This is a genomic window from Nostoc favosum CHAB5714, from assembly GCF_020829495.1.
GTDB classification, from domain to species: Bacteria; Cyanobacteriota; Cyanobacteriia; order Cyanobacteriales; family Nostocaceae; genus Nostoc; species Nostoc favosum.
The window spans coordinates 1-23,004 of the sequence record NZ_JAIVFQ010000056.1; the positions used below are offsets into that span (position 1 = coordinate 1).

Below are 23,004 nucleotides of genomic sequence, written 5' to 3' on the forward strand. Positions count from 1 at the left end.
CTATCGTAATAAAAAATAGAGCCGTGGGGCATCCGGTTCTTAAAGCTCATCGAGTATCCGAAGCAATAGCTGGATTTGGTGAGAAGCCTACACTGTACTGTACTCAGTCAGTGTAGGAGTATGTCACGAAGATCCGCCCAAGCTGGGGTATCTCGCGCAAAAGGAAAGATGAAGATTAAAAAAAAAGAAATATCCTACGCCAATCACTGACGGTTTTCCGCTACAGTGGACGGGCTGTAAGCCTAGTATGGACTACTAGCCGATCGCTTACTATTCTTCTGGCGAGTTTAACAATAGTTGCTGGTCTTTTACCGGCGGCGATATCATACATCAGTAAGTTGATTGTTGATGCAGTGGTATTTGCCTCTCAAGTTAACTCACAGAGCAATGGTTTTGTCAATATTTATCCTTCCCTATCTTATGTAGGATTAGAAGCGATCGCTGTAATTTTACTAGCAGGCAGTCAGCGAGGAATCATCATTTGTCAGTCGTTATTGCGGGCGCTAATGGGTCAGCGAGTGAATGTACTCATCTTGGAAAAGGCGCTGACACTGGATCTTAGGCAGTTTGAAGACTCAGAATTTTATGACAAATTGACCAATGCCCGACGAGAAGCATCAGTTCGTCCCCTTTCCTTAGTAAACCGCACCTTTGGGTTAGTGCAAAATGCTCTTTCCTTGTTCACCTACGGTATTTTGCTAGTAAATTTCTCAGGTTGGGCGGTGGTGGTGCTGATTTTGGCAGCTATGCCTGTATTTATTGCCGAAACAAAGTTTGCTGGAGAAGGCTTTCGCTTGTTTAGTTGGCGTGCTGCAGAAACTCGTCAACAGCACTACTTAGAAAATCTGCTAGCAAGAGAAGATTTTGTCACAGAAGTCAAACTCTACCAGTTGGGAGAGATGTTGCTAGGGCGTTACCGCAACCTGTTTGATCAACTCTATGGCGAAGACCGCGATTTGACTCTGCGGCGAGGATTTTGGGGGTATCTCCTGGGTTTAGTCAGTACTGGTGCTTTTTACCTAGCTTATGCTTGGATTGTGCTGGAAACAGTGCTAGGTAAGATTTCCTTGGGAGATATGACGATGTATCTCACTGTGTTTCGCCAAGGACAGTCTACTTTCTCTAATGCCCTCACTTCTATTGGAGGGATGTATGAGGACAACCTATATCTATCAAATCTCTATGATTTTCTGGAAGAAGAAGTACCAAAGTCTTGGGGTAAGGCAACGATTGGTTTAAATCCCCAAGATGGTATCCGGTTTGAGAACGTATCATTTACTTATCCAGGAAGTTCCAAGCCAGCGTTGACAAACATTTCGCTACACTTGAAACCGAGAGAGAAACTGGCAATTGTCGGTGAAAACGGTTCTGGTAAGACTACCTTAATCAAACTACTTACCCGACTCTACACCCCTGACTCTGGGCGAATTTTCTTAGATGGCTTGGACTTGCAAGAATGGGATGTGGATGTGTTGCGGCGTCGGATTGGTGTGATTTTTCAGAACTTTGTCCGCTACCAGTTCACTGTGGGTGAGAATATTGGCGTGGGTGATGTAGAACATCTTGAAAACAAAACCCGTTGGCAAACTGCTGCCCAAAAAGGCATGGCCCAATCATTTATTGACCAATTACCCCAAAGCTTCCAAACTCAGCTTGGTCGTTGGTTTAAGGGAGGACAGGAACTTTCTGGGGGACAGTGGCAGAAAATTGCTCTCTCTCGTGCTTTTATGCGATCGCAAGCAGATATCTTGGTGTTAGATGAACCAACATCAGCAATAGATGCCCAAGCTGAGTTTGAGATTTTCAATCATTTTCGCACTGTTACTAAAAATCAGATGGTACTTTTGATTTCCCATCGCTTCTCAACGGTACGGATGGCTGACAAAATCGTAGTTATAGAAAATGGGGAAGTTATAGAACAGGGAACTCACGAAGAATTGTTACAGCTAGGAGGACGTTATGCCAAGTTGTTTCTCTTACAAGCAGCCGGTTATCAATAGGAAAGGAAGCTAACAGATTTTGTGAATTGAGATAGCGATGCCTACGGCGGGCTGCGCCTACGCTCACTTTGTACAAAGCACATAGCACCTCTATCAAACCATGTTTACCGAACAGGTTAACATGGGTAAAATCTCTTTAGTGCCTAGACGCTCCGTATCGTTAAACATTGTTACTCGATAGAACTATGCAAATAACACAACAGCGATACTATACCCCAGAGGAATATTTAGAGCTAGAAGAAGCTGCTGACTATAGAAGTGAATACATTAACGGACAGATAATTCCTATGGCGGGTGGAACAGCAAATCACAATAGAATCTCCCTGAATCTAAGTGCTGCCTTAAATTTTGCGTTTCGACAGCAAGATTACGAAGTTTTCATGGGTGATGTTCGTCTATGGATAACCCAAAAGCGTACCTACATTTATCCAGATGTGATGATTCTGGCGGGTGAACCAGAGTTTTTTAACAACAGAAAGGATATAATTCTGAACCCACAGATCATTGTTGAGGTTTTATCAAAATCGACCAAAGGGTATGACCGCGAAGATAAATTTCAGGCTTACCGAACAATTTCTACTTTCCAAGAATATCTATTAATTGATCAAACTCAGATTCATGTAGAGCAATTTTCCAAAACCGGGAAAAAGCAATGGACGCTTCGTGAATATGATGAAGAAGATGAAGCGATCGCACTTGTAACCGTACCATTTGAGATTTCTTTACAAGATTTATACAACAAAGTTAAGTTTGAGCCTGTTGAGTCGGAAGCGGAAAGTGCTGATGTTGAGGGATTAGGGTAAGGTGCGTTAAAAAACCTGCTGTTCTGTAAGCTTTTTAGAAGCTATATTTAAGTCATATAGGTTCTAAAATGATACCTATATTCAAAAGATTTTAGAAGTATCAAAAGCAAAATAAGATGGTTCATAAGATTGCCTTGTTCAATCACAAAGGTGGTGTCAGTAAAACCACAACGACTTTTAACTTAGGTTGGATGCTTGCTTCAAAGGGTAAGAGAGTTATCCTTGTAGATACTGATCCTCAATGTAATCTAACAGGAATAGCTCTAAAAGAAGAAACTGAAGATGACGAAGCAAGGATAGAAAGCATCTACAACACACATTCAAATATCAAAACTGGCTTGGCTCGTGCTTTTGAGTCACAGCCACGGGCTATTGAAGCTGTAGATTGTATTCCGATAGAAGGACAAGAAGGTTTATTTTTATTACCTGGTCATGTTGGCTTTGCTGAATACGAAGTAACATTAGGCATCGCGCAGGAACTTAGTGGCTCAATTCAGACACTCAAAAACTTGCCAGGTGCTATTTCTGATCTCTTGGAAAAAACTGCTAATAAATTTAATGCTGACTATATTCTGATTGATATGAGTCCAAGTTTAGGAGCAATAAATCAGAATTTACTAATGACAAGTGACTTTTTCTTAGTGCCTACAACTGCTGATTTTTTCTCTGTAATGGCAATTGATTCTCTGTCTAGAATTTTATCAAAGTGGTGTGCTTGGGCAAGGATGGCAAGCGTAAACCCTATATTAAAAGAAGCTACTTATCCATTTCCAGAATTTAACTTGAAATTTTTAGGAACTATAGTTCAAAACTATAGAATTATTAGGGGTAAAGAAACAGCAGCATTTCAAACATGGATAGAAAAAATTGAGGACACAGTAATTCATAAACTAGTACCAATTCTAGATAAAAATAATCTATTATTACCTAAGCCAGTCTATACTCAGCAGGGTATGAATGGTAGTTGTACTCTGACAAAGATTTCTAATTTTAACAGTTTAATTGCTTTATCGCAAAAACATAGTACACCAGTTTATGCACTTACAACAGAACAATTAGGACAGACAGGTATAGTACGCGAAAATAATCAAAGAAAGCAAGAGGAATTTAAAACAACTTTTTCTGACTTAGCAGATAAAATTATTGCACTATCATCCAGTTATGCAATCAGCGCTTGACCAATTTCGCATTAGTATTCAGCGTGTTCGGGATCTGATTGCTCTTCATACTTCCGTTAAGGCTCAAGCTACTGCTGCTCTGGATCTTTCAGACATTTTACGAGCTGCACTAGTTCTAACTGTTAGTGCGTTGGATTATTATATCCATGAGATTGTCACGTTGGGTATGCTGGAAATTCATCGAGGACAACGTGCTGAACCAGTGTCTTCAGCTAATACCACTCAATCAGCCTTTTCTCGTTTTCAAGTTTCCTTAGGAAGCGCTCGTGAGGATAGAAGGATAGCCATAGATATCGCCTCTTGGATAGAGAGTGATATACAGCAGGTTTATGGAGCTAGCTTTTTACAGCAGTTTCATACTATTTCTGGTTTAATTCCAGCTATATCAAATAGTATTTTGAATAGATTAAATAATACTTCATGGTTAGAAAACGAAATTAGAGAAAGTCTAAGTTATAAAAGCTTTCAGCAGCCCGATAAAATAGCTGAAGCAATTAGGCAAATTTCGGATAAACAATTGTGGAATGAGGTTGCTAGTAAAATGAGTAAACCTCCTAAAGATATTCAGCAACAACTTAAAGAAATTGTGGGGCGCAGAAATAAAATTGCTCATCAAGCAGATATAGATCCTACCCTCAACGTAGGTAATCGCTAGTATATTGACGAATCAATGGTTGGTGATACAGTAGATTTTATTGAGCAGCTTGTAGAGAGTATTCATCAAATTTTGTAGCTTTGGGTGGATCAAGGGTAGATATTGTTGACTAATTGAGCAAGATAGGCAGACAATCGTTGTGGAAAGATAAAGACTGCGATTACCTCCTTTGATATTTTCCTAATTAAGTTAACCAAACTCTCTAACTATCGTTGCTATCGGCAGAAATAGTGAGAGTTCATTGTCTTGAAAAGGAATAAACTCATACTTGAGATAAAATTCCTTTGCTTGCAAATCGATAGCATCAACTCTCACGGCATACATACCAATTTCTTGAGAAGTACGAACAGCACGATAGAGAGCATCAGCTAACAATTCACCTCCTAAACCTTGTCCTTTAACCGAGTTATTTACAGCTAATCTCCCAATCAGCATTGCTGGAATCGGATAGGCTGGCATTCCACTCTGATAAGATTCTGGTAAGGATTCATACTCAATAACGCTGGCACTGACAGTATAATAGCCATCAATCTTCAAGCTTTCTGATGCTGGAATTGCTACAAATGTTTTAGCAATTCCTTTATTATGATTTTGCCGTGCATATTTCTTAAGATAATCATTCAAAATTGCATAACCGCAATCAAAAGAATCTCTTTGATGCTTTTTATCAATTGGTACAAAATTCCATCTTGCCTCGCTATCACTTGTCATACTTCTGTCTATATTTGTGAATAGCAGATTTGAGTTTTCCCTTCAGTTCTGGCGGATTTTCCATTACTGACATAAACAAATCTCTATCAAGATTAGACAGCACCAGTTTTTCGTTTGCATCTATATCTTGCTTGGCGACTGGCAAAACATGAAAAAGTGTATAAGCACTCAAAGAAATTCCTTTGAGACTCGCAGCCCGTTCTAATAGTTCTTTTTGCTCTTGGGTAACTCGTAAATCGATGCGGCAATCTTTTGCAGATGATGTTTCTGACATGGCTAATTCCCACTTTTCGCTGAGTCTCTATTTACAGCATAGCTAATATTAGTGGACAATGTACACACAATATTTGGAAATAGGATCATTTTTTCATCACTCCAGGTGAATTAAAACACTAGCGTGGAGATAGCGTAGACGCAAAGCGGCTTGTCGTTAGACATCGCCCCACCATTCCCAATAACTTAGATAAAATCACTATGGTGCTAGTTAACCCTCCCTAAATTTGATGAAAAGCGATCGCCCTTTTTCCCAACCCTCTCTTCAACGTCCTGAACTACTCGCGCCAGCAGGTAATTGGGACTGTGCTAAAGCTGCTGTGGAAAATGGGGCAGATGCGATTTACTTCGGTTTGGATCGCTTCAATGCCAGAATGCGGGCACAAAACTTTACTGAGGCAGACTTACCGCAATTGATGACATTCTTGCATCGTCGCGGCGTAAAGGGTTATGTCACTGTCAACACACTAATATTTCCCAAAGAACTAGCAGAAGCACAGCAATATCTCCGCACAATTATTGCAGCAGGTGTGGATGCGGTGATTGTCCAGGATGTGGGTATATGCCGTCTCATCCGTCACCTCTCGCCCGATTTTCCCATCCATGCTTCAACCCAAATGACGATCACTAGTGCGGCTGGGGTGGAATTTGCCAAGTCCCTCGGCTGTCAATTGGTGGTGCTGGCGCGTGAATGTTCTCTTCAGGAAATCAATAAAATTCAGCAGCAGATTGCCCAACAGGAAACTTCACTGCCCTTGGAAGTCTTTGTTCACGGTGCTTTGTGCGTAGCGTATTCTGGTCAATGTTTGACTAGCGAGGCTTTAGGCGGACGTTCTGCCAACCGAGGTGAATGTGCTCAAGCTTGCCGGATGCCCTACGAGTTAATCGCTGATGGGGAAGTTGTGAATTTAAAAGAACGCAAATATTTACTCAGTCCTCAAGACTTAGCAGGGTTAGATGTTTTGCCAGATTTGGTCAAATCTGGAGTAACTTGTCTCAAGATTGAAGGTCGTTTGAAAGCCCCAGAGTATGTTGCTAATGTCACCCGTGTTTATCGGCAAGCTTTGGATGGCGTGATGACGCAATTGGAAAGACCTAACCCCCTAACCCCCTTCCCTACAAGGGAAGGGGGAATAAAAGCTCCCCTCTGGGCTTCGGAGAGGGGCTGGGGGAGAGGTCAATCAGATCAAGAACACTACAACCTAGAAATGGCATTTTCTCGCGGACTCTACACGGGTTGGTTTGGCGGGATTAATAATCAGGAACTAGTTCACGCCCGCTTTGGTAAAAAACGTGGAGTTTATTTGGGTGAAGTCAGCCGTATTCACAACGAACAGGTAACAGTCAAACTGGAAGCGCCTGTAAAACCGGGAGATGGAATTGTATTTGACTGCGGACATCCAGAGGCGAAGGAAGAAGGCGGCCGGGTTTATGCTGTGGTGTCCAAAGGTAAAGAAACCATGCTGACATTTGGGCGAAATGACTTGAACCTGCGCCGAGTGCATATAGGCGATCGCATTTGGAAAACCAGTGATCCAGAACTCGATAAGCAACTGCGGCAGAGTTTTGCTGGCGAGAATCCCCAATTTCAACGTCCCATTTATATAGAAATTTATGGAGAAGTTGGTCAGGCGTTGATTGCGATCGCTCGCGATCAACTCGGTAATATTGTACAAGTGGAGTCTGCAATTTCACTGGTTGAAGCGCATACCAAATCCCTAGATACAGACCGTTTACAAGAACAATTCGGTCGTCTCGGTAATACACCTTTCTGTTTGGGAACGCTAACCAACCACCTCAGTGGTACTTTTATGCTACCCGTCAGTGAATTGAACCGGATGCGGCGGGAAATTGTCGCGCAGTTAGAAGAATTGCGAAGTCAACCCAAACGCTGGCAATTACATTCTGATATCTCTTTGAAAGACTTACTCCCCTCCTCATCTCCCTCATCTCCCTCATCTCCCTCATCTCCCTCACTCATCGTCTTAGTACGAAACCTCAAACAACTCCAAGCTGCCCTCAAAGCTGGTATTGAAACCCTCTACTGTGAATTTGAAGATCCCCGCGCCTACCGAGACGCGGTGCAAATGGTACGCCAACAACAGCAGAAAAACAAAGCAGACAATTCTTCACTCCCCACTCCCAACTCCTGTACAGACGCGATTAATCGCGTCTCTACTCAATACTCCTGTACAGACGCGATTAATCGCGTCTCTCCCCACTCCCCACTCCCCACAATTTGGGTTGCACCTCCCCGAATTACCAAACCAGGGGAAAACTGGATTTTGCAACAAGTACGTGCTTCAGAAGCTGATGGCTATCTGATACGGAATTATGACCAATTGCAATTCTTTGCTCAAGACCGTTGTATTGGAGATTTTTCGCTCAACGTTGCTAATCCCTTAACAGCAGACTACTTTCAGCAACACTTTGGTTTAGAACGGCTGACGGCATCCTATGACCTGAATATTACCCAACTACAAGACCTGCTCACCAGTTGTCCACCCCAGTGGTTTGAGGTGACAATCCATCAACATATACCGATGTTTCACATGGAGCATTGTGTATTTTGTGCCTTTCTATCAACGGGTACAGACTACACTAACTGTGGACGACCTTGTGAAAAGCAGGAAGTGAAATTAAAAGACCGTGTAGGTAGCGAACACGTCCTCAAAGCCGATGTAGGTTGCCGCAATACTGTATTTAACGGCACTGCTCAAACGGGAGCCGAGTACGTACAGCGTCTCATAGAACTGGGATTACGCCAGTTTCGCATCGAATTTGTGAATGAAACACCAGAAGAAGTGAGTAAAACAATACATTGCTACAGTCAACTACTGCAAGACGAGATTACAGGTTCTCAACTCTGGCGCGAGTTGAAACTGCAAAATCAGCTAGGCGTGACTCGTGGCCCTATGGGAGTGTCAAAATAATTCGTAATTTATAATTCGTAATACTTCGGCTACGCTCAGTACAAGTTCGTAATTATTACCCTACGGCTAAAGTCGGGGGCTAGAAATAAGGAATAAATTTATTTGTCTCCATAACTAAAGTCAGGGGCTTGGGGAGCATCCCAATTTTGCAAATCTACTAAGATAATGAGTCGTCATTGTGAATGAAGCGAAGCGGAATGAAGCAATCGTAACATCCGTACTTTGCGATTGCTTCGCTTCACTACGTTACGCTCGCAATGACAAATTATGTTTTTACACATTTGGGATGCTCCCGGGGCTTGTGCCTTTAATTACGAATTACGAATTACGAATTAGTAATTATTTGCTCTGCATTGCGGTCATAATTGATTTTCTGAACGCCCAGCTTGAAAAATTTGTTCAGCAGTCAAGTTTAATTCTGGGAATGTAGGGGATATGATGCGATCGCTACCTCGAAACAGGTTAAGTTGATACTCACCATCCACCAAATAGTAAACGGAAATAGTCGGTTGTTTGGGATTACCTATATACCTTCTACCACCTAAACCTAAATAATCAGTAATCCAGTATTCAGGAACGCCAAAAGTTTCGTAGTCAACCAGTTTGTGTGCATAATCATCTTTCCAATTAGTGCTGACGACTTCAATAACCAGGGGAACCGACGCAGCTTGAGTAACCGTTGAAGACTTTTTCCACATTGGTTCTGATGAAAGATTCTTTTGATTTATCACTATTACATCAGGCGAATAACCTGATTCTTTGTCAGGAACCTTGACTAGTGCTTGCTTGGGTATGAGGTATGGGAGTTTTAATCGTTTGAACTCTAAAGTTATTTCACCCGCTAAAAAACCATTAATCTCTTCATGATCTCCTACTGGCTGCATTTCAACAATTGCTCCGTCGTGTAGTTCATAACATCCGCCATCTGGCTTCCAATTGAGGAATTCTTCAAAAGTGATTGTTTTTGGTAAGGCTTGAAACATCACACTTACTCCTGATTCTGGTTTAGAGTTTAGCAAATTACTTGGTATCACATCACTGAGGAGAATCGTTATAATAACCAGATAGACGTGATTGTAGTCAATGAATGTCATGGAAATCAAAAATATCAAGGAAGAAGCACGACGGCTAATTGACAAATTGCCAGAAAATTTGACATGGGATGATTTAATGTATGAAATCTATGTAAGACAAGCAATAGAAGCGGGATTAACTGATAGTGAAGCGGGAAGAGTCGTTTCTGTTGAAGAAGTACGCGCAAAATTTGGATTGCAACCGTGAAAGTTTTTTGGACAGAAACAGCCGTTAATCATTTATCCTCTATTTATACCTATATATCTCAAAATTCTCCTCACTATGCTCAAAGACTGGTTGAGCGATTAACTCAACGCTCTGAGCAAATTGCCCAATTTCCATTATCGGGTCGCATTGTCCCAGAATTTGAAACTAAGCAGATTAGAGAAGTTATTGAAGGCTCTTATCGCATTATTTATTATATTAAGTCTGACCAAATTGATGTTCTTGCTGTTCTTCATGGTTCTCAACAAATCGAATCTATCATTGATGAAACTTGATTCTTTGCCAGGAACTTTGACTAGTGCTTGCTTGGGTATGAGGTATGGGAGTTTTAATCGTTTGAACTCTAAAGTTATTTCGCCAGCTAAAAAACCATTAATCTCTTCATGATCGGGTGCATCCCAGTTTTTATTATTCGATGAAATAATAAAATTTAATATGTCATTGCGAGGAGGAACGACGAAGCAATCGCAAAGGCTGGGATTGCTTCGTCGTTCCTCCTCTCTGCGAGACGCACTCGCGTTCGCAATGACGGATACAAAAATGGGATGCTCCCTTCATGATCTGCTACTGGCTGCATTTCAACAATTGCTCCGTCGTGTAGTTCATAACATCCGCCATCTGGCTTCCAATTGAGGAATTCTTCAAAAGCGATCGTTTTTGGTAAGGCTTGAAACATCACACTTACTCCTGATGATGATTCAGAGTTTAGCAAATTACTTGGTATTAAGTAGTCAAACAGAATTAATTACACAATGTCATTGCGAATGGAGCGAAGCGGAATGAAGCAATCCCAGCCCTTGCGATGCCTTTGGGATTGCTTCTCTTCGAGACGCTCCGCGAACGCTTCGCTCGCAATGACTGTAAATATTTTTGTCCTACTACTTACTCACTTGACCCTCAGCCAAAAACCTTAACCTGCGTAGGTTGGGTTGAGGAACGAAACCCAACTTTTTTCTCGGTTTGTTGGGTTTCACTTCGTTCAACCCAACCTACGATTCTAGATAAAACCTCGCTAGATAACGCCAAAACCAGGAATCCAGAAGATTTGACAAAATTTTGTATCTATTTTGGTAACAATGTTAGTTCAGATTGATGAACGTTATAAACTCAACATTGGAATCACAGAAAGATTCCTTAAGTAATTCAACCATAAATATCTAAACCCAACTAACTGAAAGGTTATTGAGGCTTCAGCATGAAGAAGAACGCTAAGTTTGAGTGTAATTTTTGCTGCTCATTTTCTCAGGTTTCTCGTTATAGTTTAACTGTATTACTGAGTGTGGTTTTTCTATCTGATGCGGTAGGTGCAACATCGATAAGTAGATGGTTGCAGATAAGACAACAGATGCAAGCTGACTCGCAAAAGTCAATTGATGCTGCGGTAGAACAAGGGTATACGGATTCGTTTTCAAAAAAAATAGCGAAAAAAGTCTCTGCTAACGTCAAAATAGCGCAGTCGCCAGATGCAAAACCACAAAATACAAACCCTGCGCCAAGTGAAGCCGAGGCTAAAATTAAGCCACTTTGGGATAAAGCACACCAACTGTTAAAAGAAGGAGATCAACTACGGAATCAACCATCAGCAGCAGCACTACGACAGGCAATTACTAAATTTGAAGAAGCGTTGAAAATCTGGAGATTACCAGAAGTGCGTGCAGCAAAACCTCAAGAAGCACCTTTTGGGGAGGCTGTTACACTTTCTTTGATTGGTAGTACCTACACCACCCTAACAGAAAACACAAAAGCTGTGGGATATTTGGAGCAAGCATTAGCTATTGTGCAGGAATCACAGCAATCAGAGGCTCGTGAATGGAAAGCTTTAATATTAAAATCACTTGGTATTGTTTATCAACAATTAGGGGAAAAGCAAAAAGCGATTGATGCTTATAACCAAGCACAGTCACTATATCATGCTGACAAACAACCCAAAAAAGAGGCTGATGTACTGTGGAGCATTGCTGTAGTTTATAAAGTATTTGGCGAACCGAAAAAAGAGCGTGACTTTTTAGAAAGAGCTTTGGCAATTCAAAAGGCAAATGATGACTTACCAGGGCAAGCAAAGACGCTTGGGAGTATTGCTGTAAACTACGACCTATTGGGTGAAACAAATAAAGCCCTTGATTACTATCAGCAAGTGCTGAAAATATACAGCCAAACTAAAAATTTATTTGGACAGGCAGAGACATTTGCAAATATAGGTTTAGCCTACAGTTTCAGAGGCGATCGCTCTTCAGCCGAGAAATATTTTCAGCAGGCATTAGAGTTACAAAAGACAAACGCAAGACAAATAGAGCAGGACACAACAAATCCATTTGGTCGTATAAATTTTTTTAATAACCAAATGAGTATTCTCTCTTCAATTGCCACTGGCTACTCTACTCTGGGTGATATACAGCAGCAGATTGTCTACTTAAATAAAGCAAGAACTATCGCTCATCAGCTAGGTAATTTCCAGATGGAAGCAAATTTTATTTTCAGGATTGGTAATAAGTATTCTCTATTAGGTGAGACACAAAAAGCTCTTGAGAATCTCAATCAAGCCCTAAAGCTTCAACGCGACATTCATGATTATCAAGGAGAAGCTGAAACACTTGTAAGCATTGCCTCTGTTCATACAAAATCAACAGAATTTCAACAAGCCCTAGATATACTCTTTAACCAAGCACTAAAAATTTCTAAAAGACATCAAAATCCTATTCTAGAATCAAAGACTCTCTATGAGATAGCTAAGGTGTACAAAAATTTAGGAGCCTATGACTTAAGCATTGATAAGTATAAGGAAGTTTTGAAGATATATCAGCAAAGCATTCCGAGTTTCATAGCAACTGGTTTTTATGGAATAGGCACTGTTTATCTAGAACTCTGCTTGTATCAAAAAAAAGCAGAAGATTGCCATCAAGCATTGAAGTATTTTGAGGATACGTTAAAGTATGCCGGTGAAGGATACTTCACGAAAAATTATATTCTTTTTTCTACTGCCAAGGCTTATGAGTTATTAAAGGAATATCCCAAAGCTATTGCTAAGGCCAAACAAGCTTTAGAACTGTCTCGGAAAAAGAATATCAAAGAAGCTGAAAGTTATGCCCTTCGTGCTTTAAGCACCGCCTATGAAGGTGCAGGAGATTATCAAAATGCCCTTGATACAAACAAACAACATTTATTGGTATCCCAGCAGCTAGGAGATGTATCATCACAAGCTACCGCCTACCAAATCCGAGGTAAGATTTACATCTCTATGAAGCAGCCGCAGCAGGCGATAGAGGCTTACAACCAAGAACTGAAGCTAAGGCAGAAAACTGGTGAAATATATCACCAAACTCATTCACTTTATAAAATAGCCATCATTGAGGGCGACAGAGGAAATCTCAACCAAGCCAAGACGCACATAGAAACTGTCATAAACATCATTGAGAATACGCGCAGCAAAGTCAACAGCGATGATTTACGTTCTTCCTACTTCGCCTTGTGAATCACGAAATTGTCAACCTCCCCTCAATATCTAGCCTCGCAACTCACAGAAAGAAACTCAAAGGACGCAAGATTGCACCCAAAACCCTAGCTGTTCTCGCTAATCCTGTGTTTACTGTTGATGATCTACGGTTGAAGAATGATAAACCCTCAATTGTAGAAAACAACCTCGACCGTTCAGCTTTAGAAACGTCTTTGAGAAACATCAATCGAGACAAATTAGACCCACTCCCAGGTACAAAAGACGAAGGAGAGGCGATTCTTAGCTTGGTGAATTCTCCTGGTGAAAAGCTTTCTGCCTTTGACTTTGATGCCAACTACAACTTTGCAACTAGTAAACAGTTGAGCCAATATCGCCTGCTGCTGTTCGCCACTCACGGCATTTTCGACCCTGTGAACCCAGCCTTATCAGGTATAGTGCTGTCTCTCGTAGATAAACAAGGTAAACCCCAAACCAGAGGCTTCCTGCGGCTCAATGATATTTTTAACCTCGACTTACCAGCAGAGTTGATAGTGTTAAGTGCCTGTGAAAGTGGCCTAGGGGATGATGTCCAAGGTGAAGGGCTGGTGGGCTTGACAAGAGGCTTTATGTATGCAGGTGCAGCTAGAGTCACCGTGTCTCTGTGGAACGTGAACGATCAATCTACCAAGGAGTTAATGATTGCATTTTACAAACAAATATTGGAACAAAGGAAATCTCCCGCCGCCGCCCTTAATGTCGCCCAACGCCAAATGTGGCAAGGGAAAGATTTTCAAGGAAAGGATTTGAAAAATCCAGCTTGGAAACATCCCCGTTATTGGGCGGCTTTCACCCTCCAAGGTGAGTGGCGATGAATACTTAATTGACCTTCTCCTTTTAGGCTACCGTGTACACACAAGTCTTTTAGAGTGGCTCCACAGACTTTTAACATTTTTGAGGGGTCTAAGTCCCTCGCTTCTAACAAACGACAAGTTTTGCGGTGGGGTTAAAATCCCCAGACGCTCTCGAAGAGACGCTAAAAGCGAACGCGGACTCGCTAACGCAACTCTTGGAGACGCTACGCGAACGCTAATGCAAAACTTAATTACGAATTACGAATTATATCATGTCCGGCAAATTGCTTATGATATGTCATTGCGAGTGCAACGAAGTGGAGCGTTCGCGGAGCGTCTCGTAGAGAAGCAATCACAAGGACTCTGCGATTGCTTCACTTCGTTCGCAATTGACTTGTGTTCAACCGGACATGATATTACGAATTATTTTAATCCCCCCAACGCCTCTTGAAAAGCAAAGCTGTTTCATTCCCTCAAAGGCTCAAAAAAGACTTGCGTTCTGAACGAAAAGACTTGTGTTCTGAACGAAAGTCCTTGTGTTCTGAACGAAAGTCCTTGTGTTCTGAACGAAAGTCCTTGTGTTCTGAACGAAAAGACTTGTGTTCTGAACGAAAGTCCTTGTGTTCTGAACGAAAGTCCTTGTGTTCTGAACGAAAGTCCTTGTGTTCTGAACGAAAGTCCTTGTGTTCTGAACGAAAGTACTTGTGTTCTGAACGAAAGTCCTTGTGTTCTGAACGAAAGTCCTTGTGTTCTGAACGAAAGTACTTGTTTTGTGAACCAAAGTACTTGTGTGTACACCGTAGCCTTTTAGGAGAGAGAACTGGAAGAAAACGCAATTTAAAGCCTATCTCCTCCCAGGAGAGAGGTCTAGGGGACTTCCAAATAAAAAATATCCAATTACAGGACTTACGCACAAGGAACGGAAAATCGAACCACAGAGAAGCCAGTGCGCCCTTGCGGTTCCCCGACTTGAAGCAACTGGCGCGACGCAGAGGACACGGAGGAATAAGAGTTTGAGAGGTTTTCTGCGTAAGTCCTACAATTATTTCTTGGAAATCCCTAATCTCAAATTTTCACTTTTAACTCAGGAGTAAAATCAATGCGTAAACCGTCTATTTACAAACAACTGCTTGCTTTCTTTATCGCCGGAATTGTCGGTTTTACCGCTTTAGGTGGTTGGATATCAGTCCAAGCACAAACAGAATCACCCATATCGCCAAATACAGAACAGTTGAATTTAGTAGGGGATGGTAAACCCTTCAAACCTGATGATCTCGAACAGTCGGACAAACCTTATGAAGGCGATCGCGGTATCCCCACAGGTATAGATAACCGTATTCCCATGTTGAGTAGAAATTATCCTTGGTCAACTATCGGACGAGTGCAAGGCACAGCAGCCGATGCTAAAAGCTATTATTGTACAGGCACACTAGTTGCTAGTGATATAGTTTTGACAAACGCCCACTGTGTAATTGACCCTGAGACTCATCAACTCAGTAAAGAACTTCGGTTTATACCCAATGCTATTAATGGCAAGTCCCAAAGTTCTAAAGATATTGCTACAGTACAAAATATTGCGAAAAACGTACTTTATGGTACAGACTTCAAGAATGGCGGCTTTGATAACGTCCAAAATCAAAGCAATGACTGGGCGTTGATCAGAATTAATCAGCCATTGGGTCGTAAATATGGTTATTTAGGATGGCAATCTGTGCCTGCTTCCACTTTGATTAAGCAGAAGCAAGGAAAACTGTTCTTTGTTGGTTACTCTAGTGATTACCCAGACCCCAGCAAAGAAGGCTATGAATTCTTGACTGCTGGCAAAGGCTGGACAGCTGGTTATGAAGATGGTTGTAGCATTGTTGGCGATGAGTCAAACCTTTTTTATCATGATTGCGCCACCGCAGCCGGTGCTTCCGGTGGGCCAATTATTGATGTAATTGATGGTCTACCATATATTGTTGCCCTGAATAATGGTGAGATTACAATTCCTCGCACAGGTCAAGATGTTATCAACTTTGCGGTGAAAATGGATTTCTTGGATAAGTTGACCAAATAATTACTAATTCGTAATTCGTAATTCGTAATTCGTAATTAATTAGTCAAGTTAGTCATTAATTAATAATTAATTAATTCCGGGTACAGAGCAACTAACTTCAGAATATTCGTAGGTTGGGTTGAGGCAATGCGTTACCCAACAAACCCCGCTCTTAGGTTGGGTTTCGTTCCTCAACCCAACCTACACATTTTTATTTTTTAGGCAAAACCTACGCAGTATTGAGATTCCACCACAACAAAAAGGTTTTATTACATTCAATTAGGAACCACCATAGTTATTTATGAATAATATTTCGACAAGCAATAATTGGGACACTTCCCTTTATGAAGATAAACACGCTTTCGTATGGCAGTATGGCGAAGACTTATTGCAATTACTTAACCCTAAGCTAGGAGAATCGATTTTGGATCTCGGCTGTGGTACTGGACAACTTACAGAAAAAATTGCCCAAGCTGGTGCTGAAGTAATGGGAGTTGATCATGCACCCGCGATGATAGGAAAGGCAAGAGAAAACTATCCCCATATCCGCTTTGATGTTGCTGATGCTACGAACTTTCAGGTAGATAAGCCATTGGATGCTGTGTTTTCCAACGCTGTATTACATTGGGTGAAAGAAGCAGATAGTGCGATCGCTTCCATACATCAATCCCTAAAACCCGGAGGTCGTTTTGTGGCAGAATTTGGTGGTAAAGGAAATGTGCAAGCGATCGCCACAGCTTTGGAAAGCGCCTTAGAAGCAATTAATATCTCCGCACAAGCCCTAAATCCTTGGTATTTCCCTAGTATTGGTGAATACGCCACCTTACTAGAACAGCAAGGCTTTGATGTCATTCATGCCATGCTTTTTGCTCGTCCAACTCCTTTAGCAGACGCAGAAGCAGGTATGGCAAACTGGATTCAGATGTTCGCCAGCAGTTTTTTAGCAGGACTTTCTAGTGAGCAACAAATACAAGTAATTCGCGTCGTCGAAGAATATCTTAAGCCAACACTGTATCAACAAGGAACTTGGTTAGCAGACTATCGAAGAATTCGCATCGTTGCCATTAAACTTTAAATTGTGCGAATTTTTACTATTGCCTTAATTAAGAATTAGTATCAGCTATGCATATACCTAAATTGTGCGTTCGCCCTTGGTGTTGGCGCAGCCATCGCCAGACATGGTTTTCATTACTACTAACCATTAGCCTCACTAATTTACTAGTCCCGCCCTCGCTAGCGCAAACCCCCGCAATACCATCGCCTTCTAATGCGCCTCTGGAACTAGACTTATTGACCAAACCAAAAGACTATGTAATCACAGCTAACACCATAAACCCAGAACGATTAACCGTTCCTAGTTTATGGTGGGCACAACAAAACTCTGAGAGAAAGCTATTGGATAATTGGATAGCATATCCAGCTTCTGAAAAAGAACCTGCACGAGTAGACTTGATCGTGAATGAGCAAATTTGGAGCTTACTAGAGTATGTAGAGCGCTACGACTTCGTAAATCGCTTGGGTAGCACTGCAAGGAACTTTGGTTACAACGTCCGGGTATTTAATTATCAAAAAGAACCCTTAGCAACCTACACTTGCAACTTTAGTACAAGTCCAGCTTTATGCAGTATCCAAACGAGTGTTAAGAACAAGATAGGGTTAGGGAACTCCAAGAAATAAAAACAACCGCTTGAAGTTGTTGACTGTTGACTGTTGACTGTTGACTGTTGACTGTGAACAGTGGGATATTTTTTTATTTGGAAGTCCCTTACAGCGTTCTTTGTAGAAAAAAGAGAGTGGTAGAGACGCGATTAATCGCGTCTGAGTTGGGAAGGGCACAAGGGGAACAGGAGAATCACCTATGCCCAATCCCCAATTAAATTTTAATTTTGGCGAATAAAGACTCGTATTGTTTTATTGTTGATGGGGGTAAGGGAAGCAAAAATTCGCTTTTATCGAAAACTGAGCGTAGGCGTAGCCCGTCGTAGACATCGCTCTGTAAAATACTCCGTAATGCTTCTTGGATATCGGAAGCGACAATATTTGTAGAAATTGGCGAATTACTTTTGGTCAGCACCGAAATTTGTTTAGCTGTGCTTGGTTGCCAACAAAAGTCAATCCATTGATCTGAAAAAGTACCCTTAGTAGTAATACCTGCGGGACGTACCCACAAGTCTGCCCAGATTGCTGTTCCTGACTGGGGGATAACTGCGCCAAGTTGCGGATAACGTCCCAGAACTTGCACTACATCGCTTGACCAACCAACCCCTAGCCAAGTGTCTCCCATAATTAGAGGTTCTAAGTAGTTATTGGAACTGTAGAACTTTACCTGTTGGTTTAATGCCTGTAATTCCTTTTCCAAGTCTGGTACTTGGTCAAGATTCTCTGTATTATAAGATTTTCCTAGCTTCTTTAAGACCAAACCAATAACTTCTCGTGGTTGATTGAGTAGGGAAATCTGCTGGCGCACTCCCTCTCGCCACAAATCACTCCAATCTTTGGGCGTCCATCCCAATTTTTGCAACTTGTCACGGTTATAAACAATCACTGTGCTACCCCACCGATAAGGCGCACCCCACACCTTCCCTTGAGTATCCAAGTTACCTTGGTCGTTGCGCGTTACCAGTTGTTTCCACCTTTCATCTAAAGCAGACCACTGCTTTAATTGGTTTCCCTGTACCTCTTGGAGTGGTTGAATCAGTTTCTGCTCGATAGCTGCTTTTAACCAGTAATCTCCCAATGTCACTAGGTCTGCATCAGCTGTTTTTTGATCTTGCCTAAAGGGTATAAAGCGTCTCCATCCCTGCTCATCTGTGGCTTTGGCTTTCTGCTGCCAATTTTGTAATTGCTGAAATAAACCTTGTATCTGCTCAACTGGAGCAAACTTTAACTCCACCTCTTGCTGCAAACCTTTGTGGAACTGATTAACCACCTGACCAGGTATAGAACCTTTTAATAACTGTACTTTTAGTTGCGTCTGGTTGTTTCCACCACAGCCAAAAAGCAGTTGTGAAAGTGCCAATGTGCTTGTACTTAGCAAAAAAGACCGTCGATCCATTGATTTTGGATTTGAGATTTTTGATTATACCTAATATTAAGCAGAGATATCACCAGAGGCTGACTAACTGAAAAAGTGTAGTTAGAAAATTAGCGGTATTTTTTCTTGGCAATACCGATAAATTTGACTATTTGAATCAAAATAACGATTTTTTGAGCAAATAGCTACCTAAAGATAAATTTTTCTCGATAATTTTCCTAATTAGTACTTATAGTCAAATTTTACTTGTATTTAGAAGTAATGATTAAAATGTCACATTTGCACCAAAAATTATCAATACTTAAATAATCCCTAAGTATAGTTAATGTTGAGAGTAAATTGAATAACATATAGAAAATGTACGGTTGAGGGTATTAAATGGAGCCATTACAGAAGCAAATCCTGACTTTAAGCGAAAAACTGGATGCCCTCTGCCAAGTGATTGAGCAGCTTGATTGTAAAGTTGCTCAAGCTTTCTCAGAGTGTTCTCTAGCGAATACACAAGCAAAGCATAATGAGCAGGAAAATGGCGCGGCTGGAGGCTACCAGTTCAAAGGACGTAACAATTTAAATCCAGAAATGGAACACAAGGATGTATTGACAGATGGCATTTATCTAGACATGCATCGTCAAGCTGGAGATAATATAACACCAGAAATTCAAATACAACGACTGACAGCGCAATTAACAGCAGCATACAATCGCATTGCGGCCTTGGAAGAACAATTACTCAGAGAAAGAATTCATTAAATTTAACCGGAGTTAAACGAATTAAAAAAATGGCTGGAGGTAGGGAAGGCAAGCCTTTAGGTTCAATGTCGAGTGATGGCTTTGTAAGCATATATTAAGTATAAGCAACTATCCAGCTATCAAATTGATAAGAAACTTAAACACACTATTGCATATATCTACGTAATAGTGTGATATATCTACCTATAGGCTTTTAGTCCATACCTCACTATGAAACAAAAAAAAACAACCCTAAGACTAGTGTTGTTAGAGTATTGTATAGTTCAAAAACCAAGCTTTTCTTATTAATCTGCGTTTTTATCATTAGTGTTTTTGGCATCTTGTTATCAAATTGGTTGATGACAAGCCAGACAGCTTTCGCGAAAATTGACCTTTTGCAACCTGCTCCTACTCAACCGCTAGGCTATTACGACTATTTCGGCAAACTACTTAGCCCTCAAGAAGCATTACAAGTAGTTGTAAATAAGGGACTCAATCCTAATGACCCCATTTCCTATCAGCGGGTAGGGGCAGTTAAAATTACTAAGGAATTAGTAGCGCAAGGTGAAGATATATTCTTCAACCGTAAGATTGGCGACACATTTGGTTTACAAGGGGTATTTGGTTTAGGACAAGGTTTCACTAAGATATCGAATGAATTAGGTGTAGCTATTGCTAGTTTGCAAGGTCAGCCAACGACAAACCTAAAAATTACTCTCCAGAACGATTTAACCGTAGGTAGTCGAACTTTTCCTCAAGGGACTGTAATTAGTACAGGTCTCAAAGTTCAACGGGGACAGGTTGTTCCACTAGGAAACGCACCTAACGGCGACATTACCTGTGCAATCTGTCATGCAAGCCTTTCTAATAATGGTAAAATTCTTGCAGGAGTACCTAACGGTGAACTTGCCATTTCCCTTTTAATTGCTTTATCACCAAATACAGCCGCAGGGTTTGCACGGTTAAACTTTAACCCTCTAGACCCACAATACAAAGGCAATGGCAAGACGATTATTGACAGTAAAGGTAATAAAGTAGAATTACCTGATCCTGAAAAGTTTGAAAAAGCCTTCGATGATGCTGTTTTAGATGTACCTTTCGGTAATTTCGAGAGTTCTCCGGATGGTATTAGAAACACTACTCAAATCCCCAACATCTTCACCTTTAAGGATCATCCTTATGCAGCTGATGGACAGTTTGCTGTGGGGCCGTTTGCTGGATTAAGCGCTATCAACAACGCTGTTCATTCTTCAGAAATCAATCTGTTGGCAGCTGCTCAACTCAGTGCAGAAACCCTTGGTATTGACCCAGAGGTTTATATTGGTACATTTCTTCAAAATGCTGCCGTTCCCAGCCTCCGTTTACCGGAAGGAGTCATAGTAAAACCCTCTGAATGGCTGCGGAAGCTCGTACCAAATTCTACACAAGCAGAATTAGAAGACCAAATTCCTGCTCCTCGCACAAGAACTTACCCAAACCTACGTCCCAGTTTGTTTACTTATAACGGTTTAGTTTTCAGCCCAAATACTCAAAAGCCTGGAGATATTGCCAGCGGCCCTTTCCTATTTGCTAACAACGCTATGTCTGCTTTCCAAAATAGCTTAGTACCACCTGCCAACCAGACTTCGGAAAACTGGCAAGCGTTGAACAGCAATTCTGTTAAGCGTGGCGCAAAAGTATTTGAGAAAGCCAATTGTGCAACTTGCCATATTCCACCATTCTTCACCGACAACAAAATTTATCCAATTGATGAAATTCGTACTAACCCCGCTCGTGCCCAGTCTCGCTTGGGGCTGAATAATTTGTTAGTACCACCCAAGCTATACACTTTCAACACTCCCGTTCCCATACCTGCTAATGCTGAAGTCCTGGATGTACCAACGCAGGGTATCTCCGATAGTCCCACAACTCTACCCAAAGGTATATTGCCAAAAGGCGGTTACAAAACTACTTCCTTACGTGGTCTTTATTTAAGCGCACCATATTTGCACGATGGTGGTGCAGCAGTACGGGCAGGAAGCCTGAAAGTTGACTCAAATGCGATCGCGGTTGTTGACAAGAGTGGCTTAGGGCTTTCTGGCACTCTAAGCCTTGGTATACCTGCCGATCCAGCTAGCAGCTTGCGTGCCTTGGTTGATCGCGATCTTCGTGCCTTAGTTGTGAAAGCCAACAAAGCTAACCCTAGTTTAGTGCGTAGTAACCTTGATGGCACAGGTCATTATTTCTACGTAGATAGACAGGCTGGGTTTAATTCCAACCAGCAAACAGACCTGATTAATTTCTTGCTGGCACTTGATGACAATCCTGGAAGCTTTTAATTTTAGCTACAGCTGATATCCTATGTTAATACCAAGTCGAAAGAGTGATACATCATGAAGGCGACTTGGTATTATTTTAAGTAAAAGTAAGATACCAAGCACATTTTAACGCAATCTAGATCGGAGATGCACTACTAACCTTACAGATAGATACTTTTATACGGCTTCTTCTGAAAAGCTACTGCTTGCTTTCGCTTTGTCCACCAGCCAAAACCAAGAGCAAGCAATGAGCCACTTACTGTGTAGGGTTCGGGAACAGGACGTGGTACGACACTAAAGCTACCATAATCTACATCGCTTGAAAGCTCTGAATAACCTTCATTGAAACTACTGTAGAATACGTTAACGTTCCCATTTCCGTCTTCTCCGCTTCCAGAAACCAGGTAAGAAAAACCGTTCTGGGTTAACAGAGGCGTACTCGCATTTAAGAGATTATCATTGATTCCGTATGTACCTGGTGAGAGCAACCCGATGATTGTCTCAGTAATTCCTTGGGCTTTCCTTGTGCCAGTTATTCCTGTGATTGTGTAATTGTTTTTTATGGGATCTAGATCGGTGGTGGTAAGAGTGCCGCTAGCGGAAATCCCTGTAACATTTGCTTCATAACTGGGAAAAGAGTACTGAAAATCAAATAGCTGTACAGCTTGTGCCGCAGAAGATGCACCGACACCAGTAATACCTATAACAGCACTAGTGGTAGCAATACCAAGCTTTTTTACTAATTTCATCAGATAATTCTCCTGAAAAACAAG

At 41.4% G+C, this 23,004-nt stretch carries 21 protein-coding genes; 14 read left to right on the forward strand and 7 right to left on the reverse strand.

Annotated features, from left to right (window positions below; all coding sequences use genetic code 11):
• Positions 1 to 191 precede the first annotated feature (191 nt).
• The 4 genes from LC586_RS26455 (at position 192) to LC586_RS26470 (ending at position 4,636) form a co-directional block, all read left to right on the forward strand.
• Positions 192 to 2,000, forward strand: coding sequence for an ABC transporter ATP-binding protein (locus LC586_RS26455; protein WP_229488253.1), 1,809 nt, complete (start codon positions 192 to 194; stop codon positions 1,998 to 2,000).
• Between the two features lie 185 nt (positions 2,001 to 2,185).
• Positions 2,186 to 2,803 carry a Uma2 family endonuclease gene (locus LC586_RS26460; RefSeq protein WP_229488211.1) on the forward strand — a complete coding sequence of 206 codons (618 nt, stop codon included), beginning with the start codon at positions 2,186 to 2,188 and terminating at the stop codon, positions 2,801 to 2,803.
• 116 nt (positions 2,804 to 2,919) lie between these two features.
• Positions 2,920 to 3,981, forward strand: coding sequence for a ParA family protein (locus tag LC586_RS26465; RefSeq protein ID WP_229488212.1), 1,062 nt, complete (start codon positions 2,920 to 2,922; stop codon positions 3,979 to 3,981).
• Entirely contained in the window at positions 3,965 to 4,636 is a 672-nt protein-coding gene (locus tag LC586_RS26470; protein WP_229488213.1) for a HEPN domain-containing protein, read from the forward strand. Before LC586_RS26465 ends, LC586_RS26470 begins: the two co-directional genes overlap by 17 nt.
• 189 nt (positions 4,637 to 4,825) lie before the next feature.
• Here the strand turns inward: LC586_RS26470 and LC586_RS26475 are convergent, their stop codons facing one another.
• Both LC586_RS26475 and LC586_RS26480 read right to left on the reverse strand, forming a co-directional pair.
• Positions 4,826 to 5,347: a GNAT family N-acetyltransferase gene (locus LC586_RS26475; RefSeq protein ID WP_229488214.1), complete on the reverse strand. Its 522-nt coding sequence runs from the start codon at positions 5,345 to 5,347 to the stop codon at positions 4,826 to 4,828.
• Positions 5,337 to 5,621: a type II toxin-antitoxin system TacA family antitoxin gene (locus LC586_RS26480; RefSeq protein ID WP_229488215.1), complete on the reverse strand. Its 285-nt coding sequence runs from the start codon at positions 5,619 to 5,621 to the stop codon at positions 5,337 to 5,339. Before LC586_RS26480 ends, LC586_RS26475 begins: the two co-directional genes overlap by 11 nt.
• Positions 5,622 to 5,850: 229 nt before the next feature.
• Here LC586_RS26480 and LC586_RS26485 point away from each other — a divergent pair, with 229 nt between their 5' ends.
• The gene (locus LC586_RS26485; RefSeq protein ID WP_229488216.1) at positions 5,851 to 8,553 is read left to right on the forward strand and encodes a U32 family peptidase; all 2,703 of its coding nucleotides are present in this window, start codon (positions 5,851 to 5,853) and stop codon (positions 8,551 to 8,553) included.
• Between the two features lie 359 nt (positions 8,554 to 8,912).
• On the opposite strand, the gene LC586_RS26490 is transcribed toward LC586_RS26485, so the two are convergent.
• Positions 8,913 to 9,536: a Uma2 family endonuclease gene (locus LC586_RS26490; RefSeq protein WP_229488217.1), complete on the reverse strand. Its 624-nt coding sequence runs from the start codon at positions 9,534 to 9,536 to the stop codon at positions 8,913 to 8,915.
• A 100-nt stretch (positions 9,537 to 9,636) separates the two neighbouring features.
• Here LC586_RS26490 and LC586_RS26495 point away from each other — a divergent pair, with 100 nt between their 5' ends.
• Both LC586_RS26495 and LC586_RS26500 read left to right on the forward strand, forming a co-directional pair.
• Positions 9,637 to 9,834 (forward strand): hypothetical protein, encoded by a 198-nt coding sequence (locus LC586_RS26495; protein ID WP_229488218.1) that lies wholly within the window; start codon positions 9,637 to 9,639, stop codon positions 9,832 to 9,834.
• Positions 9,831 to 10,127 carry a type II toxin-antitoxin system RelE/ParE family toxin gene (locus tag LC586_RS26500; protein ID WP_229488219.1) on the forward strand — a complete coding sequence of 99 codons (297 nt, stop codon included), beginning with the start codon at positions 9,831 to 9,833 and terminating at the stop codon, positions 10,125 to 10,127. The genes LC586_RS26495 and LC586_RS26500 overlap by 4 nt, the downstream gene beginning before the upstream one ends.
• Before the next feature lie 155 nt (positions 10,128 to 10,282).
• Here LC586_RS26500 and LC586_RS42770 read toward each other — a convergent pair whose 3' ends face one another.
• On the reverse strand, positions 10,283 to 10,528 hold the full coding sequence (locus LC586_RS42770) for a hypothetical protein (RefSeq protein ID WP_438822933.1): 246 nt from the start codon (positions 10,526 to 10,528) through the stop codon (positions 10,283 to 10,285).
• 519 nt (positions 10,529 to 11,047) lie between these two features.
• Here LC586_RS42770 and LC586_RS26515 point away from each other — a divergent pair.
• Both LC586_RS26515 and LC586_RS26520 read left to right on the forward strand, forming a co-directional pair.
• The gene (locus tag LC586_RS26515; RefSeq protein ID WP_229488220.1) at positions 11,048 to 13,321 is read left to right on the forward strand and encodes a tetratricopeptide repeat protein; all 2,274 of its coding nucleotides are present in this window, start codon (positions 11,048 to 11,050) and stop codon (positions 13,319 to 13,321) included.
• On the forward strand, positions 13,318 to 14,154 hold the full coding sequence (locus tag LC586_RS26520; protein WP_229488221.1) for a CHAT domain-containing protein: 837 nt from the start codon (positions 13,318 to 13,320) through the stop codon (positions 14,152 to 14,154). The genes LC586_RS26515 and LC586_RS26520 overlap by 4 nt, the downstream gene beginning before the upstream one ends.
• 452 nt (positions 14,155 to 14,606) lie before the next feature.
• On the opposite strand, the gene LC586_RS26525 is transcribed toward LC586_RS26520, so the two are convergent.
• Positions 14,607 to 14,969, reverse strand: a complete 363-nt coding sequence (locus LC586_RS26525) for a hypothetical protein (RefSeq protein WP_229488222.1) — start codon at positions 14,967 to 14,969, stop codon at positions 14,607 to 14,609.
• A gap of 263 nt (positions 14,970 to 15,232) precedes the next feature.
• Between LC586_RS26525 and LC586_RS26530 the strand changes: the two genes are divergently transcribed.
• The 3 genes from LC586_RS26530 to LC586_RS26540 all read left to right on the forward strand — a co-directional run bounded on the left by LC586_RS26530 (position 15,233) and on the right by LC586_RS26540 (position 17,848).
• On the forward strand, positions 15,233 to 16,192 hold the full coding sequence (locus LC586_RS26530) for a trypsin-like serine peptidase (protein WP_229488223.1): 960 nt from the start codon (positions 15,233 to 15,235) through the stop codon (positions 16,190 to 16,192).
• Between the two features lie 280 nt (positions 16,193 to 16,472).
• On the forward strand, positions 16,473 to 17,246 hold the full coding sequence (locus LC586_RS26535) for a class I SAM-dependent methyltransferase (RefSeq protein ID WP_229488224.1): 774 nt from the start codon (positions 16,473 to 16,475) through the stop codon (positions 17,244 to 17,246).
• Between the two features lie 47 nt (positions 17,247 to 17,293).
• Complete coding sequence (locus LC586_RS26540) at positions 17,294 to 17,848, forward strand: hypothetical protein (RefSeq protein ID WP_229488225.1); 555 nt, start codon at positions 17,294 to 17,296, stop codon at positions 17,846 to 17,848.
• Between the two features lie 196 nt (positions 17,849 to 18,044).
• Here the strand turns inward: LC586_RS26540 and LC586_RS26545 are convergent, their stop codons facing one another.
• Entirely contained in the window at positions 18,045 to 19,226 is a 1,182-nt protein-coding gene (locus LC586_RS26545; RefSeq protein ID WP_229488226.1) for an extracellular solute-binding protein, read from the reverse strand.
• A 357-nt stretch (positions 19,227 to 19,583) separates the two neighbouring features.
• Here LC586_RS26545 and LC586_RS26550 point away from each other — a divergent pair, with 357 nt between their 5' ends.
• Both LC586_RS26550 and LC586_RS26555 read left to right on the forward strand, forming a co-directional pair.
• Positions 19,584 to 19,955, forward strand: coding sequence for a hypothetical protein (locus LC586_RS26550; protein ID WP_229488227.1), 372 nt, complete (start codon positions 19,584 to 19,586; stop codon positions 19,953 to 19,955).
• A gap of 338 nt (positions 19,956 to 20,293) precedes the next feature.
• Positions 20,294 to 22,252, forward strand: coding sequence for a hypothetical protein (locus LC586_RS26555; protein WP_229488228.1), 1,959 nt, complete (start codon positions 20,294 to 20,296; stop codon positions 22,250 to 22,252).
• 140 nt (positions 22,253 to 22,392) lie between these two features.
• Here LC586_RS26555 and LC586_RS26560 read toward each other — a convergent pair whose 3' ends face one another.
• Positions 22,393 to 22,980 (reverse strand): PEP-CTERM sorting domain-containing protein, encoded by a 588-nt coding sequence (locus tag LC586_RS26560; RefSeq protein WP_229488229.1) that lies wholly within the window; start codon positions 22,978 to 22,980, stop codon positions 22,393 to 22,395.
• Positions 22,981 to 23,004: the final 24 nt, after the last annotated feature.

Bases quoted from the DNA above. Each gene is read 5' to 3' on its own strand.
- LC586_RS26495 (WP_229488218.1), top strand. From the start codon at position 9,637: ATGAATGTCATGGAAATCAAAAATATCAAGGAAGAAGCACGACGGCTA.
- LC586_RS26540 (WP_229488225.1), top strand. From the start codon at position 17,294: ATGCATATACCTAAATTGTGCGTTCGCCCTTGGTGTTGGCGCAGCCAT.
- LC586_RS26480 (WP_229488215.1), bottom strand. From the start codon at position 5,621: ATGTCAGAAACATCATCTGCAAAAGATTGCCGCATCGATTTACGAGTT.
- LC586_RS42770 (WP_438822933.1), bottom strand. From the start codon at position 10,528: ATGTTTCAAGCCTTACCAAAAACGATCGCTTTTGAAGAATTCCTCAAT.
- LC586_RS26485 (WP_229488216.1), top strand. From the start codon at position 5,851: ATGAAAAGCGATCGCCCTTTTTCCCAACCCTCTCTTCAACGTCCTGAA.
- LC586_RS26515 (WP_229488220.1), top strand. From the start codon at position 11,048: ATGAAGAAGAACGCTAAGTTTGAGTGTAATTTTTGCTGCTCATTTTCT.
- LC586_RS26530 (WP_229488223.1), top strand. From the start codon at position 15,233: ATGCGTAAACCGTCTATTTACAAACAACTGCTTGCTTTCTTTATCGCC.
- LC586_RS26550 (WP_229488227.1), top strand. From the start codon at position 19,584: ATGGAGCCATTACAGAAGCAAATCCTGACTTTAAGCGAAAAACTGGAT.
- LC586_RS26460 (WP_229488211.1), top strand. From the start codon at position 2,186: ATGCAAATAACACAACAGCGATACTATACCCCAGAGGAATATTTAGAG.
- LC586_RS26560 (WP_229488229.1), bottom strand. From the start codon at position 22,980: ATGAAATTAGTAAAAAAGCTTGGTATTGCTACCACTAGTGCTGTTATA.
- LC586_RS26555 (WP_229488228.1), top strand. From the start codon at position 20,294: ATGACAAGCCAGACAGCTTTCGCGAAAATTGACCTTTTGCAACCTGCT.
- LC586_RS26470 (WP_229488213.1), top strand. From the start codon at position 3,965: ATGCAATCAGCGCTTGACCAATTTCGCATTAGTATTCAGCGTGTTCGG.
- LC586_RS26475 (WP_229488214.1), bottom strand. From the start codon at position 5,347: ATGACAAGTGATAGCGAGGCAAGATGGAATTTTGTACCAATTGATAAA.
- LC586_RS26465 (WP_229488212.1), top strand. From the start codon at position 2,920: ATGGTTCATAAGATTGCCTTGTTCAATCACAAAGGTGGTGTCAGTAAA.
- LC586_RS26490 (WP_229488217.1), bottom strand. From the start codon at position 9,536: ATGTTTCAAGCCTTACCAAAAACAATCACTTTTGAAGAATTCCTCAAT.
- LC586_RS26535 (WP_229488224.1), top strand. From the start codon at position 16,473: ATGAATAATATTTCGACAAGCAATAATTGGGACACTTCCCTTTATGAA.
- LC586_RS26545 (WP_229488226.1), bottom strand. From the start codon at position 19,226: ATGGATCGACGGTCTTTTTTGCTAAGTACAAGCACATTGGCACTTTCA.